Source organism: Curvibacter gracilis ATCC BAA-807, assembly GCF_000518645.1.
GTDB classification, from domain to species: Bacteria; Pseudomonadota; Gammaproteobacteria; order Burkholderiales; family Burkholderiaceae_C; genus Curvibacter; species Curvibacter gracilis.
This window is the reverse complement of sequence record NZ_JADZ01000004.1, coordinates 418,252-431,925: the sequence shown is the minus strand read 5'-3', so window position 1 is coordinate 431,925 and position 13,674 is coordinate 418,252. Positions and strand designations below refer to the sequence as shown.

Here is a 13,674-nt window from a genome sequence, read left to right as displayed (position 1 = left end):
GGCTCGGGTGCAGGCTCGGGTGCAGGCTCGGGTGCAGGCTCGGGTGCAGGCGGTATCGCCGGTGGAATCGGTGGCTGTTCAGTGGGGGGCGTTGGAACGACATCTCCCTCCAGCACCGGCAGGCGCGTGCCGCACTGTCCGCACACCTTGGCCAAGGGCCCTGCCTTGGCCTGGCAGCCCGGGCAAACACGGCCTGCTGCCACGGGTGGTGGCGGATTCGGGCTGGTTTGAGGCTCGTGGGTGTCGCACATCACGGTGGGCAAGCGATTGCGACAGTTACCACAAAACCTGGCGTTCACACTGACGACTTGATCGCAGTGAGGACATCTCGCAGCAGAGGCCTCTTTCGAAGCCGACTGGTCAGAAATCACCGGAGGAGCAACATCCCCCGAGAGGCGCGTGCCGCACTGTCCGCACACCTTGGCCAATGGCCCCACCTTGGCCTGGCAGTCCGGGCAAACACGGCCTGCTGCCGCGGGTGGGGGCGGATTCGGACTGGCTTGAGGCTCTTCAGGGCGCTGCGCCGGGGTGGCCAATTGTTGGCTGCAATGGCGGCAGAACCGGGCGGTGGCACTGACGACTTGATGGCAATGGGGACACTGCACTGCAGGCTCCTCTTTCGTGGGTAAAAAGGAGGACGCGCCGACGCCGGCAACACAATGCTCGACCAGCACCCCTCCCCAATGGACAGATCAAATATGGGAGGCGGTGTCTTAAAAATAAGCTGCGGATATTCACCATCCCTCTGGATGGACCCTGGTCTTTTGCTTGACAGATGCCCACCCTCTCAGCGATCTAGCACTCACTGAGCCACCAGCCCATGCTAGGGTGCCTCATTGAACAAGCCCATAGGACGATGTTCCATGCCACCACACATCGGTCATACGTTTGAAACCAAGGGCGCGACCAACGCTGATCGGTCGTGCCCGGCTTGTATAGTTCACCCGCGTCGGTTGAGTCATTTCAAAATGACAAATAAAAACCCAGGGAGGGTCAGTGCGTGCTCAAGAAAATCAACCAAACCCTGCTCGATTTGTACGACCATGCCCATCAGGGCGGCGTTCAAGCCCTGAGCGAACAGGTCTTCAAACGACTGCAAGAAGTCTTGCCTGGTGAATCCGGGGCTTTGTACGAAGCGCGGATGTCGCCCGATCAACCCACCCGGGTTCAGTCGTGCCTTGCCTTTGGCAATGCCCGCGAGAAAATCAACTACCGGGTCAGCCATGTCGACTCTGATCGCCTGCGCGGGGCGGGTGGGGTTCGCTCGCGCGACCGCCTGATTGAGCGGGCCACCCGCCAGCCAGGCCAAACCTTCAGCCAAGATATTCACAGCATTGGCGATAAGCAGATTTACGCCTATGCCAAAAAATTCGAAAGCCGGCAGGCCCTGTTGCACGTACGACAGCAAGGCCAGCAATACCAATTGTTCTCACTTTGGCGGGCCAGCCTGAATAAACCATTCTCAAGCGATGAACTCAAAATCGGTACCCTGGTGATTCCGCATGTCTTCAAGGCCTTGGATATCGCCCAAACTTTGGCTTGCATGAAGAATGGGCAAGACAACCAACTGATCTGCAACTGGCGGGGCGATATCGTGATGCAAGTCGGCCGCAGTGCTGAACTGCTGGAGCACGAATGGCCGGGCTGGACCCAGCCCCGCCTACCCGATGTCCTTCTGGACACCTTTCGCACCAGTTGGGGTCAACGCGCCATGGATTTTGTGGGCCGAAGAATCCGCGCCCATGCGCAAATCAGCGAATCACTGTTACTGATCCAATTGAAAGCCCGTGACAAAAACACCGACCTCACCGCGGCTGAGCGCCTAGTGGCGGAATGGGCAGCTCACGGCCTCAGTTACAAGGAAATCGGACAAAAGCTGGGCACATCCCCCGCCACGGTGAGAAACCAACTGCACCGTGTTTATCAAAAACTAGGGGTGACGGGAAAGGCGGCTCTGCGCGCCTCGTGACTCACACGCTAACAGACCCGCTAGAAGCTATAAGAGCCTTGATAGTTTCCTTGGGATCTATAAAACATTTCAAACTGATCGGAGAAGGCGCCCATGTGGGCGCCATTTCGCTCGTCATCCACGGATGCCCCGCGCCCAAGCGCCCAGGCCCTAGCCCCCATGCCGGGCACGGGCCCCATAGGTCACCGTTCCATGGACAGGGACCGCTGGCTCGATTGCAATGCCTTGACCAGCCAACAACAGGGAGAGGGGGAGAAATGCCATGCCTGCCGTGAGCATCGTGATGCCGGTGTACTTCGAAGAGAGCGGCCGCCTGCTTCGGGCGATTCAATCGGTGCTGGACCAAGCTGTGGACCTCGAACTGCACCTGGTCGCAGACGACGGCCTCGACTACTCGACCCTGCTGAGCGATGCCCGTATCCGCCACCACCGCACCGGTGGCGTGGGACGAGGCCCGTCTGCAGCGCGCAACCTGGGCCTGAGTCAATGCCGGGGCGAATGGGTGGCGTTTCTGGACAGCGATGACTACTTCTCAGCCCACAAACTCGAACGCCTGATCCCTTTGGCCCGCCAGCATGGACTGGCCCTGGACAACCACCAAGTGGTGTTTTCCGATGGCAGCGCGGCACCCGCCTCGATGGTGGCCGCGGATACCCCCTCGGGACTGCAGGACCTGGATTTTTGTCTGGCGATCAATAACCCCTTGTGGCCAGTTTTTGATCGCCGTTGCATCGGCCCCGCCCGCTTTCTGGAAGACCTGCGCTTTTCCGAAGATTCGCTATTCAACCTCTCGGTGATCGCCCAGAACAATGGCCACGCCGGTTTCCTCAACGAAGCCCTGCACCACTACGTGGTGCGGCCCGACTCGCTGTCGCGCCGCGGCCCGGTGGGTGATGTGGCCGAACAAAGCTACCTGCGCATTCTGCAGGCACTGAACAGCGCACCCCTGCCCCAGGAAACACGGCGCACACTGTGCGACTTTTACGCACAACGCATCGCCACCAACCGGGCCTTTGTTCAGTGGGCCGGCCAAGCCGGCAATGAACGCCTGTCGTTTCAAACCTTTGTGATTCAAAACGAACAACACAGCTCAGCCCTTGCAGGCTGAGGCATTTGGCAATGGTGTCACCACGCCGAATCCGATGGCAAAACGCTCACAGCGGTATCACGGATAGCGCCCGAAGCACAGTATCAAGCAGCCTCACGCTCCTGCATGGAGGCCTCAAAATCTGCCTGTGAAATTGAAAGGGCATTCAATTAAACAGGGGCGGGTCTTGCATTGGCCCATTGCCCCCTTCAACTTGCTCAAACCCGACTGCCAAGCTATCGCCGACTGGCTGATGGCAACGCATGGTGCTCCCAACACAAACCCATTTCACGCCAGGCGCACAAGAACAACCCAAACAGGGATTGGCGTCTTTATCAGGCACATCCCCGCCACTGACAGCAAGGCCACTGACCGACGCCTGCACGATTTGCAAGTGCCTTGTACCGTACAGAATTTCAGCAATATTGGAATAGTGAAGAATTTCTGAGTAACAAAGGGCAAAATGAAAAAATCGACCTAAGTGCTCCTCTTTATTAAATGTCGAAACTCACCCTGCACGCCAAGGCAATTTACTAAAACCTTGTGACGCTAATTCATTGCCAGAAAAGTAAATATTAAACCCAGCCAATGTTGGCTTTATCAAAATAAGACCAAGCCCAAAGAGAGGAAGAAGAACAATCAAACACATTAAAGCCAATATCGGATAAATTATCGACAGTGTTGCACAGTACTTTCTACCATCACCAATCTCGATTCCAAACAAGAAGTTATCACACCCCACATAAAGAGTTGGCACCAAATCCATTTTGAAGGCTCTTGAAAGAAAATTATCAAGATTTTTTGGAACCTTAATATTTTGAAGCAAAGTACCATCCGAAAGCTCGATCACCGGATATTTAAAGTAACTTTTATCGATGACAGCATTACCAAGTAGGGCTATATTTCCGGTATATTTTTTCATACATCTTTCTTTCAAACGATTCCTGGCCCACGGGCACCTACCTTAAAGCACCCAAGCAAATCATTTGCACCACGCTTTTAAATATTAAATATTTGATCCTGAGTTTTCACTTGGGCATGCAACTCGTCGGATTCGTCATCCCAAATGACAGCAGGTTGCACCATTCACCCGGCAATTAAAAATTCGGCCACCCTTCTGCTTCACTTGGAAATAAGTATTAGTGCCATCCATGTGCTTGGACAAAAGACTGATTTCACTGTAATCAACGCCCAAAACACCGGACGCCTTGGTCACCAGATCGGCATCCGACAACATATTTTTTCCGTCACAGTCGAGCAAGCGGTCGTCATCAGTGCCATGGTCGTGATGACCAAACCCAAAAAAGCGGTTTTCTTCACTTCAAAATCACCCTCAACAAAAAAGCATCTATTTCAAGCCGCCTTGTACTGAGCCAATTATTCATGGTGGTTTTTGCCCACGCTAACGGTCAAACCCGGATTACCCCATAGAACGATGTTCCATGCCGTGTCCCATACGCCATGGCTTACCATCGCACGACTCCAGAGATAAACCCGCCACCCAGTAATATTGCAATTTCGATCAAATCAATCAATTCAAAGTCTGCAAATTCATTCAAGCCCACGCCCCTTGTGCCGACCGCCCTCGCTGACTTCTTGAACCACCTGCGCGCCCACCCCGCCGCCCAAACCCGCTTTCTCGACCGGGTGCGGCGCGATGCGTTGGCGCGCCTGTTCTACCAACACCCCGGGCTGAGCCGCCATGCGGTTGAAGATGCGATCGGCCAGGCCCTGATGGATCTGGTGAGGGGGCGGATCGGAGCCGGCTTTGTGTGCGCCGAGTCGGCCCACAGCAGCGCCTATGCCGATGCGCTGGCGCGCTACCTAGTGACGCAGATCGTGCCGCGCAAGCTGGTGGACCTGTACCGCACCGAGCAGCGTGGCGGGCCCAAGCTGTCGCTCGAAGCCCTGTGCGAAACCCCCGAGGGCGAGTCGTGGCTGGAGCGCGAGATCGGCCGCCAGGGGCTTCACCCGGGCCCGGTGGCGCTGGAGCAGGAGCAAGACCTGCAGCGCCTGCAAAACTGCCTGCAACAACTGAGCCCCCCCCTGCGCGCCGTCGTGGACGGCCGGCTGGCCGATGAATCGCAGGCCCAGACCGCCGCCCGCCTGGGCCTAGGCAAGGTCGAGACTGTGAAGAGCCGCATGTTCTCGGCCCTCAAGAAGCTGCAACAATGCATGGGCAGCCAGGCCCTGGCCGCAGGGCCCCGCGCCGGAGCCCCCACATGAGCCTCACCCCACCTTCCCCCCCGCCGCAGGATCCGGATGACGAGCGCCCCTTGAGCGCCGAAGAGGCCCTCTGGGTCGAGGCCCTGTACCGCCCCCTGAGCGCCACCGAGCAGGCCGAACTGGCTCGCAGCCCACAGGCCCCCTGGCGGCTGCGGGTGCTGGCGGCCTGGGGCCAGTTGCAGGCGCGCACGCAGGCCGAAGAAGGTCGGGCGGCAGCCCAGGCGCGCTTTGCCGCCCTGTTGCAGCCGGCTGCAGCCCAAGCCCATGGGGTGAGCCCGCTCTGGGCCGCCTTGCGCCATTGGGTACAGCAGCATGTGGGTGCCACGGTGTCGGTGCTGGCGGTGCAGACCGCGGCCCTGCTGTGGCTGGCCTGGCCCGCCACCGCCCCGATGCAGGGTGTGACCGAGCGCGGCGCAGGCCCGCATTGGCGTGGCGTGACGGCCGCTTGCGCCCCTTGGCGTGTGCAGTGGCGCAGCGATTTGACCGTGGCTCAGCAAGAGCGCGCCCTGCTGCAACTGCAGCTGCAAGTGCGCTCGGGCCCCGATGAGGCCGGCCGCTACACCCTGGCCGGCCCCGGCACGGCCGCCGAGTTGCAGGCCGCACTGGGTCCGTTGGTCACCCACCTGGAAGCCAACCCCGACTGCTCCACCCCCCAACCCAGCCCACCCCCTGCAAAGCCATGAAGCCAAGCCCCTGGAAAAATCCCCTGAATCTGGTCGCCGGCTGGCTGGGCCGGCGTGAAAGTGCCCTGCTGCTGCTGCTGATCGTGCAGCTGGGCGTGGCCTTGGGCCTGATGTCGGCCTGGCAGGCACAGGCCCCTCGCAGCACTGGGGGCAGCCGCGGCGCCGAGGCCCCGGCCTGCGGGCCGATCGAGGTGGCGTTTGCGCCCGGCGCCAACATGGGCAGCCTGGGCCGCTGGCTGGGCAACTTCAATGCCAGCATCGTGCAGGGCCCCAATGAGCGCGGCGGCTTCGAGCTGCGGGTGCCGGGCCAAAGCCCGGAATCGGTGCGTGCCAGCCTGGGGCCACTGGCCGAATCGGTGCAGGTCAATCCTCTGTGCCCGGGCCGGCCATGAACCGGCTGCAGTGGTTGAAGCCCACCAGCGGGCGCGCCCTGGGCCGTGACATCGGGGCCGGGGTGCTCGGGGCCCTGGTGTTTTTCAACGAATACCTTTCGCTGGCCAATTCGGCCGCCGGTGGCCACCTGGCGCAGGATCTGCCGCTGTGGGTGGGCCGCACCAGCCTGCGCTGCGTGCTGGCCGTGATCGTGGCGGTGTTGCTGGTCACGGCCCTGTCGCTGCGCCCGCGCCAGCTCATCGGGCCCCGCGCCAGCCCCATGCTGGTGTTGGGCTGGCTGCTGTGGGTGGGCTGGCAGCTGCCGCCCATCCAGGCCCAAGGCATGCTGGGCCTGAGCTGGGTGGCCACCGGCCTGGTGGTGGTGGCGGGCCTGACGCAGCTGATGCTGGCGTTGTTCCGCGCCGGCCCCTGGATGGGCCGCACCTTGTCGCCCCTGGTAATCGGAGCCACGCTGTTTGCCGGGGCCATCGGCATGATCAGCTCTGAAGTGGGCAAGCTGGCCAACTGTGCCCCCACGGGCAATTGGCAGGGCCTGATGGTGGCCGCCTCGGTGGTGGTGCTGAACCTGATCTGGAAGCTCGTGTTTCGCAAGCGCAAAGCCTGGAAAGACCTGGGCCTGGCGGTTGGCATGGTCAGCGGCTGCGCGGTGTATTTCGTCTGGCGCGAAGTGGCCCCCGATCCGGGGCTGTGCCGCACGCTGGGCAGCGCAGCGGCCAACCCCGGCGCACTGATCGAATGGCTGGACTGGAGCGGCTTCTGGCCGGCGCTGCAAGAGCCCCGCCTGGTGCTGCTGCTGAGCCTGGGCGGCCTGGGCCTGGGTACGGTCTGCACGGCCGACACCTTCAGTGCCCTGAACATGCTGACCCCCGACCCGAAAAAAGACCCACAGCCCGCCCAGCCCCTGTCATTGAACTGGGAGTTGCTGGTCAACGGTGCCGGCAATTTCATCTGCGGCCTGCTGTGCCTGCCGCCGGTGGCCACCTCGCTGAGCCGCAGTCAGTTGCAGGCCGCACAAGACGGGGGCGCGCTGGCCGCGCTGTTCCACGGCCTGACCCTGGCGGCCCTGCTGGCCTGGGGCCTGCCCCTGGTGGCCCTGATTCCGCAGGCCGTGCTCGCCGGCTGTGTGGTGCTGGTGGCCATGGACATGCTGACCGAACCCCTGCGCACCCTGATGCGCTGGATGCTGCACGAACACCAGCCCTCGCCCGCCCTGGGGCGGGCCGTGCTGCTGGTGCTGCTGGTGGTGGCGGTGGGCCTGGGGGTGCACAACTCGGCCATCGGCATGGTGTGCGGGCTGCTGCTGAGCTGGCTGGGCCTGCTGATCGCGCGGCCCCGGGCCAGCGCCACCTTGCAGTGGCGCGGCCAGGCGCTGGAGCTGAGCCTGGACGGCGACTGGCTGTTCTTCAACGCCCGGCATACGCTGGACGCGCTGGAACCCCAATTCCAGGCCATGTGCCAGACCCTTCGCCAGGCCCAGTCCCACCCCCCCACATCGCTGGTATTGCGCCTGCACAACATCGGGCGGGTGGATTTTCTGGCCCTGAGCCAGTTGCAGAAAACCCTGACGAAATGGACCCAGAGCGGTCTGCCCCTGGGCATCGAAGGCGCGGGCCAGGTGCCCGACGAGGTGCTGCGTCTGCTGTGGCACCAGACCATTCAGGCCCAGAAGGCCTGAACGCCTCTCCGGTTCAACCCCAGCGAAGGGGTCAAGAAATTTCTTGAAAACAGCACCAACCTTTTGCGCCGCCGCGCGAATCAGGGTGGAGGCCCCGCTGCGCCAACTGCAAGCCGGGCCCGGGCGCGCTCAGCGCCAGCGCTTTTTTTCAATCAACCACCGACAGGAGCCCCGCCATGACAAGCACCTCTTTGAGCCAGCTTTACCAACGCGTGATCGAAGACCACATGGGCCTGCTGACCCGCGTCGACGATGACGGCGACGTGCACTTTCGCCACCCCGAATACGGGCACTTCTACATCGCCCTCGACGCTGAGCGCGACCCCGAGTACCTGTCGATCTGCTATCCCAACTTTATGAGCGAGGAGTCCACGCCACTCGGCGTGGCCGAGGTCCTGCCCCTGATCAACCAGACCAACCGCAGCTGCAAAGCCGCCCACGCCTGGTTGGTGGAGCACGCTGGGGGGTTTCGCATCAGCGGCAGCGTGGGCTGTTTTCTGGCGGCCTGCGACCAGGCCCCCAGCGCCGGGCTGATCCAAGTGGTGCTGCCCCGCAACCTGGCAGCCCTGCGCCATCTGGCCCGCACGGTGCAACAAGCTTGCCAGGAGCAGGCCGCTGCATCGACCCATTGAGCCGCGTCACACCTCTATTGCAATGATTTTTTACATTTAAGATCGCAATAAATTACTTATAAATTTAGACCTTTGCATTTATGCATCTGCTGACAGGGAGGCGGGGCAAAAACAGACTCAAACCGTGGCCCCACGGGCTGATGATTCTGATTTTCTCCTTTTGGATCATAGGCTTGGCTGCACCAGCGCATGCAGTGGAGGCCGTAGGCCGCAAGCTGGCGCTGGTGATCGGTAACAGCACTTATGCCCCGGTGGTGGCTCTGAAAAACCCCGGACGTGACGCCGATATGATCGCCGCGTCACTGACTCGACTGGGTTTTGCTGTTTCTTTACAAAAAGACCGCAACCAGCAGCAGATGAACCAGGACGTGGAGGCCTTCGCACGCCAGGCGTCGGGTGCCGACGTGGCCCTGGTGTACTACGCCGGCCATGGCCTGGAGGTGGATGGGCAGAACTTTCTGATCCCGGTGGATCAGTTTCCCAACCAGTTGGCCACCGCTGATCTCAAGCGCGCAGGCCTGTCGATCAATGCGATTCAAACAGCCTTGAACCGGGCCCAGGTGCGCGTGTCTGTGCTGGTGATGGACGCCTGCCGCAGTCTGCCCGGCCGGGGCAACGCCTCCCAGGGCTTTGCAGAACCCGTGCCGGCGCGGGGCCTGCTGCAGTTGTTCTCCACCGCCCCGGGCAAGGCGGCCGCGGACGGTGCCGGCAGCAACAGCCCCTTTGCCACCGCCTTCAACCGCCACCTGCAAAACCCCCAACTTAGCCTGAAGGAAATCGTCGAGCTGACCCAGGCCGAGGTGGACCAGAGCACCCAGGGCGCGCAGCGCCCCTGGGTGGTCAGCGGCCTGGCGGGCGATCTGCGCCTGGCCGGCCCTGCCGTACCCGAGGCCAGCCGCCGCGGGCGCGTGCCCGCCGCTGGAGCGGTGCAGACGGCCTCGCTGCAGAGCAGTTCACAGCGCCGCGGCAGCGGCCCGCCCGACACCCCTTTTCTGCGTCTGGATGCCGGCAACCACCTGGGGCCGATCTGGGCCCTGGACAGTGACGCCAGCGGTCGCTGGCTGGCCACGGCAGGCGACGACAAAACCGTGCGGGTGTGGCAACTGCCCGAGGGCCGCCTGCACAGCACGCTGCGCCCCCCACTGGGCGACGGGCCTGAGGCCCGCCTGCTGGCCGTGGCCCTGTCGCCCGATGGAGAGCTGGTGGCCACCGGGGGCGCCACCGGGCTGAGCTGGGACGGCAGCGCCTCGGTGTATCTGTTCGACCGCCGCCTGGGCCAGATGCGCCGGCGCTTGGCCGGCCTGCCCGGCCTGGTGTCGCAGCTGGCCTTCAGCCCCGATGGGCGCCTGCTGGCCGTGGGCCTGAGCAGCCGGCAATTTCAGGTGCGGGTGTACGCGCTGGACTCGGAGGCCGAGCCCCAGATCCTGGCGGCCGAGGCGGCCGACAACCGCCCCATGGTCAGCACGGCGGTGGCCTGGGCTGCCGACGGGCGACTGGCTGCCGCCGGCAGCGATGGTCAGCTCTACAGCTTTGGCCGTAATGAGGGCACCGGCCGCATCACCCCCCGCCCGCTGGCCGCCGTGCGCCTGCCCACACTGGCCAGTACCCCGAAAAGCCTGAGCTTTGCCCCCGACGGCCGCACTCTGGCCGTGGCCTATTCGCCCCTACTGACGGCCCCCGCGGGCAGCGGCCCCGGTCCGGTGCTGGAGCTGCGCGACGCCGCCACCCTGCAGCCCCAACTGGCCCTGGACACCCAGGGGCTGAGCAATCGATTCCCGGCCGACACCCCGGCCATGGACCTGGGCCGTGCCGCCCAGTTGGCCGGCCTGGACCGCGTGGCCTGGAGTGCCGACGGCCAGCAGCTGCTGGGCGTGGGGCAGTGGAGTGTGGACGGCTTCACCCAGGCCCGGGTCTGGAGCAGCCGCAGCGGCCAGGTGCTGCGCAATGTGGCCACCGGCCGCAACACCGCCCTGGCCGTGCGCCAGTTGTCCCAGGGCGGCTGGGTGCTGGGCTTTGGCGATGGCGCCTGGGGCCGGCTGGACGGTGCAGGCCAATGGCAGGCCCTGGCGCCCTCACCCGCTGCCGACCTGCGCGGCAGCTGCTGCCAGGGCGCCCTGCGCCTGGACCCCGAAGGCCAGCGCGTGCAGTTTGGCCTGGCGCCCTGGGGCCGCCAGCCCCAGGTGTTTGACCTGCGTCGCCGCGAGCTGCGTGCCGGCCCGCTGGCCCAGGGCCTGCTGCCGCTGCAAAACCAGCTGGGCGTGCAGGACTGGATGAACAACACCGCCCCCCAACTCAACGGGCAAAGGCTGGTGGTGAACACCGGTGGGCGCCCGCACCCACTCGATGAGCCCACCCAGTCGCTGGCCGAGCTGCCCGACCGCAGCGGCTTTGTGCTGGGCACGCAGCTGGCCCTGCATCGCTTTGACCGCCAGGGCAGCGCGCTGTGGAGCGCGCCCCTGCCCGGCATTGCCTGGGGCCTGAACATCGACCGCAGCGGGCGCCTGCTGGTGGCCGCGCTGGGCGATGGCAGCCTGCGCTGGTTTCGCCTCAGCGATGGGCAGGAGCTGCTGGCCTTGTTTGTGCACAGCGACGGCAAGCGCTGGCTGCTGTGGACGCCCTCGGGCTACTTCGACGCCTCGCCGGGCGGCGAAACCCTGGCCGGCTGGCACCTGAACCGCGGTGCGGGCGAGAGTGCCGACTTCTTTGCCCTGCAGCAGTTCCGCGAGCGCTTTTACCGCCCCGATGTGATTGACCAGTTGCTGCTCACCCTGGACGAAGAACAGGCCCTGACCCAGGCCAACGCCCGGGCCCAGCGGCAGGAAGCCCGCGCCCGCGTCGACCAGTTGCTGCCCCCGGTGCTCGAAGCGCTGGACGCCCCCAGCGGCTTTGCCGACAGCACGCTGACCCTGCGCCTGCGGGTGCGCAGCGCCGACGACGCCCCGCTGCGGCGCCTGCGGCTGTGGGTCAATGGCGCCGTGCCCGCCCCCGCGGACTGGCAGCAAAACACCGGCCCCGACGGCGAGTTGCGCCTGCGCCTGAAACTGCCCCTGCGCGACAGCGTGTTGCGGGTGCTGGCCGACAACCGCCATGGCAGCAGCCAGCCGCTGCAACTGAACCTCAGCTGGCAGGGCGCCAGCAGCCCCCCCGCCAGCACAGCGCTGGCCCGTCCCTTGCCACGCGGCGCCAGCGAAGGCGCCCAGGCCCTGCCGCGCCTCTGGCTGCTGGCCGTGGGCGTATCGCGCTTTGCCGACCCGGCCATGCCCGCGCTGCGCTTTGCCCACCTGGACGCCACCGCCTTTGCCGACACCCTGCGCCAGCAAGCAGGCCGCGCCTACCGCGAGGTGCAGACCCGGGTGCTGACCGATGCCCAGGCCGACCAGGCCAGCATCCTGGCCGGCCTGCAGTGGCTGCAGGCCCAGATGGCCGAGGGTGATGTGGGCATGGTGTTCCTGGCCGGCCACGGCTTCACGATCGGGGCCGACCACCGCTACTACTTTGGCAGCCACGATGCCCGGCTGGACCAGTTGCCCGACACCGGCGTGCCCTACAAGGCCATTCAGGACACCCTGGTGGCCCTGAACCTGCGTGGCGGCGGCAGCCGCTCGGTGTTTTTCATCGACACCTGCCACGCCGGCCTGGGCCCGCTGAACGCGCGCGGCAGCGCCGTGAAGCTGAGCAATGGCGAAGCCATGGCGCAAGAGCTGAGCCGCCCCGACAGCCAGGTGCTGGTGTTTGCCAGCAGCCGCGCCGACCAGCTCAGCTGGGAATACCCCCAGGCCGGCCACGGCGCCTACACCCAGGCCCTGCTCGAAGGCCTGGGCAGCGCCTGGAAGGCCGACCCCTACGGCCTGGGCCAGGTGACCTACAAGGGGCTGGACGCCTGGGTCTCGGCCCGCGTGCCCGGCCTTACCCAGGGCCAGCAAACCCCGCGCCTGATCACCCCGGCCGGCGGGCTGGATGACTTTGCCCTGGCCCGACGCAACGCGCCCTGACCCCCGCCAGCCCAACATGCACAACGACCTGAATACTCTGGTCCTTCGCCTCTACGATCTGGCGCAGCAGGCCAACACGGAAGAGTTCTCACAACAGATCCTGCGCGAGATCCGGCCGGTCATTGCTTTTGACTCGGCCGCCATCTATTCGCTCACGCTGTTCCGAGACCGCACTATTCGTTTCAATGCCTGCCTGTCCGAATCGGACGCACGCGACAAGCTGGCGTTGCGTTTCAAAACCGTCTGCAGTGAGACTCTGGACGAGCAAGGCCGTGTGCGCAGCCGCGACCGACTGGTAGAACGCGCTTTCAACCGCCCCGGGCGCTCTTTTCATGCCGACGTGACGGCTATTGGCGACAAAAAATTGTTGGCCTATGCCAGGCAATTCGGCACTCAACACGCTTTTCTGCACACAGCCCGACTGGGTCAGGACTTCGGTGCCATCTCCTTGTGGCGGGCCCGGGCACCCAATCACTACCAACTGCGTGATGTGGCGGCCGGCAACCTGCTGTTGCCCCATGTCTTCAAGGCCCTGCAGATCAAACGCAAGATCACCGCACTCCAATACGGCCACGACCACCCTACCCACTGTCAGATCGTGTGCGACGAGCGCGGTAACCTCTTGTTCAGCGACGGCGGTGCCAGCGATCTGCTGGACCAGGAATGGGCCCAATGGAGCCCCCCCTACCTGCCCACGCCCTTCCTGCACGACCTCATGCGCCAGGGCTACTACCAGGGCCGCTGCCTGCGCGCCACTGTGCAGTCCAGTGCCCGCCTGTTCGTCATCCGGCTGCAGGCCGTGGCCACAGGCCAGCAACTCACCCCTGCCGAACTGGCCGTGGCCCGACTGGCCGCCCGTGACCTGAGCTACAAGGAAGTCGCCCGCGAACTCGGCACTTCGCCTGCCACCGTGCGCAACCAACTGCACAGCGTCTACGGCAAGCTCAACATCAGCGGCAAGGCGGCTTTGAGCCATGCCTTGCGGGCCGCCTGACCTCGACGAAAGCCGTAACGCCC

Annotated in this window: 12 protein-coding genes; 10 read left to right on the top strand and 2 right to left on the bottom strand. The window is 64.2% G+C overall.

What is annotated here, in order from left to right; genetic code table 11:
* Positions 1–605 (bottom strand): double zinc ribbon domain-containing protein (locus L880_RS36780; protein WP_425389160.1); only part of this gene is annotated, 605 nt, incomplete at its 3' end.
* 395 nt (positions 606–1,000) lie between these two features.
* Here L880_RS36780 and L880_RS0101975 point away from each other — a divergent pair.
* The gene (locus L880_RS0101975) at positions 1,001–1,969 is read left to right on the top strand and encodes a helix-turn-helix transcriptional regulator (protein ID WP_027474237.1); all 969 of its coding nucleotides are present in this window, start codon (positions 1,001–1,003) and stop codon (positions 1,967–1,969) included.
* A gap of 262 nt (positions 1,970–2,231) precedes the next feature.
* On the top strand, positions 2,232–3,077 hold the full coding sequence (locus L880_RS0101970) for a glycosyltransferase family 2 protein (RefSeq protein ID WP_027474236.1): 846 nt from the start codon (positions 2,232–2,234) through the stop codon (positions 3,075–3,077).
* 487 nt (positions 3,078–3,564) lie between these two features.
* On the opposite strand, the gene L880_RS35395 is transcribed toward L880_RS0101970, so the two are convergent.
* Entirely contained in the window at positions 3,565–3,978 is a 414-nt protein-coding gene (locus L880_RS35395) for a hypothetical protein (RefSeq protein WP_157462539.1), read from the bottom strand.
* Positions 3,979–4,122: 144 nt separating this feature from the next.
* On the opposite strand from L880_RS35395, the gene L880_RS35390 reads away from it, so the two are divergent.
* From L880_RS35390 to L880_RS0101935, 8 genes are all read left to right on the top strand, one after another.
* Positions 4,123–4,428 (top strand): hypothetical protein, encoded by a 306-nt coding sequence (locus L880_RS35390; RefSeq protein WP_157462538.1) that lies wholly within the window; start codon positions 4,123–4,125, stop codon positions 4,426–4,428.
* Positions 4,429–4,652: 224 nt separating this feature from the next.
* On the top strand, positions 4,653–5,282 hold the full coding sequence (locus L880_RS0101965; RefSeq protein ID WP_169737710.1) for an RNA polymerase sigma factor: 630 nt from the start codon (positions 4,653–4,655) through the stop codon (positions 5,280–5,282).
* The gene (locus tag L880_RS0101960) at positions 5,279–5,965 is read left to right on the top strand and encodes a hypothetical protein (RefSeq protein WP_157462536.1); all 687 of its coding nucleotides are present in this window, start codon (positions 5,279–5,281) and stop codon (positions 5,963–5,965) included. The genes L880_RS0101965 and L880_RS0101960 overlap by 4 nt, the downstream gene beginning before the upstream one ends.
* The gene (locus L880_RS0101955; RefSeq protein ID WP_027474233.1) at positions 5,962–6,357 is read left to right on the top strand and encodes a hypothetical protein; all 396 of its coding nucleotides are present in this window, start codon (positions 5,962–5,964) and stop codon (positions 6,355–6,357) included. The genes L880_RS0101960 and L880_RS0101955 overlap by 4 nt, the downstream gene beginning before the upstream one ends.
* Entirely contained in the window at positions 6,354–8,033 is a 1,680-nt protein-coding gene (locus L880_RS0101950; protein WP_157462535.1) for a SulP family inorganic anion transporter, read from the top strand. The genes L880_RS0101955 and L880_RS0101950 overlap by 4 nt, the downstream gene beginning before the upstream one ends.
* 176 nt (positions 8,034–8,209) lie before the next feature.
* On the top strand, positions 8,210–8,665 hold the full coding sequence (locus L880_RS31300) for a hypothetical protein (protein ID WP_157462534.1): 456 nt from the start codon (positions 8,210–8,212) through the stop codon (positions 8,663–8,665).
* Positions 8,666–8,838: 173 nt separating this feature from the next.
* Entirely contained in the window at positions 8,839–12,657 is a 3,819-nt protein-coding gene (locus tag L880_RS0101940; protein WP_169737709.1) for a caspase family protein, read from the top strand.
* Complete coding sequence (locus L880_RS0101935) at positions 12,623–13,651, top strand: response regulator transcription factor (RefSeq protein ID WP_027474230.1); 1,029 nt, start codon at positions 12,623–12,625, stop codon at positions 13,649–13,651. The genes L880_RS0101940 and L880_RS0101935 overlap by 35 nt, the downstream gene beginning before the upstream one ends.
* Positions 13,652–13,674: the final 23 nt, after the last annotated feature.

Coding starts and splice junctions, on each gene's coding strand:
- L880_RS0101970 (WP_027474236.1), top strand. CDS start 2,232: ATGCCTGCCGTGAGCATCGTGATGCCGGTGTACTTCGAAGAGAGCGGC.
- L880_RS35395 (WP_157462539.1), bottom strand. CDS start 3,978: ATGAAAAAATATACCGGAAATATAGCCCTACTTGGTAATGCTGTCATC.
- L880_RS35390 (WP_157462538.1), top strand. CDS start 4,123: ATGACAGCAGGTTGCACCATTCACCCGGCAATTAAAAATTCGGCCACC.
- L880_RS0101960 (WP_157462536.1), top strand. CDS start 5,279: ATGAGCCTCACCCCACCTTCCCCCCCGCCGCAGGATCCGGATGACGAG.
- L880_RS0101955 (WP_027474233.1), top strand. CDS start 5,962: ATGAAGCCAAGCCCCTGGAAAAATCCCCTGAATCTGGTCGCCGGCTGG.
- L880_RS0101950 (WP_157462535.1), top strand. CDS start 6,354: ATGAACCGGCTGCAGTGGTTGAAGCCCACCAGCGGGCGCGCCCTGGGC.
- L880_RS31300 (WP_157462534.1), top strand. CDS start 8,210: ATGACAAGCACCTCTTTGAGCCAGCTTTACCAACGCGTGATCGAAGAC.
- L880_RS0101935 (WP_027474230.1), top strand. CDS start 12,623: ATGACTTTGCCCTGGCCCGACGCAACGCGCCCTGACCCCCGCCAGCCC.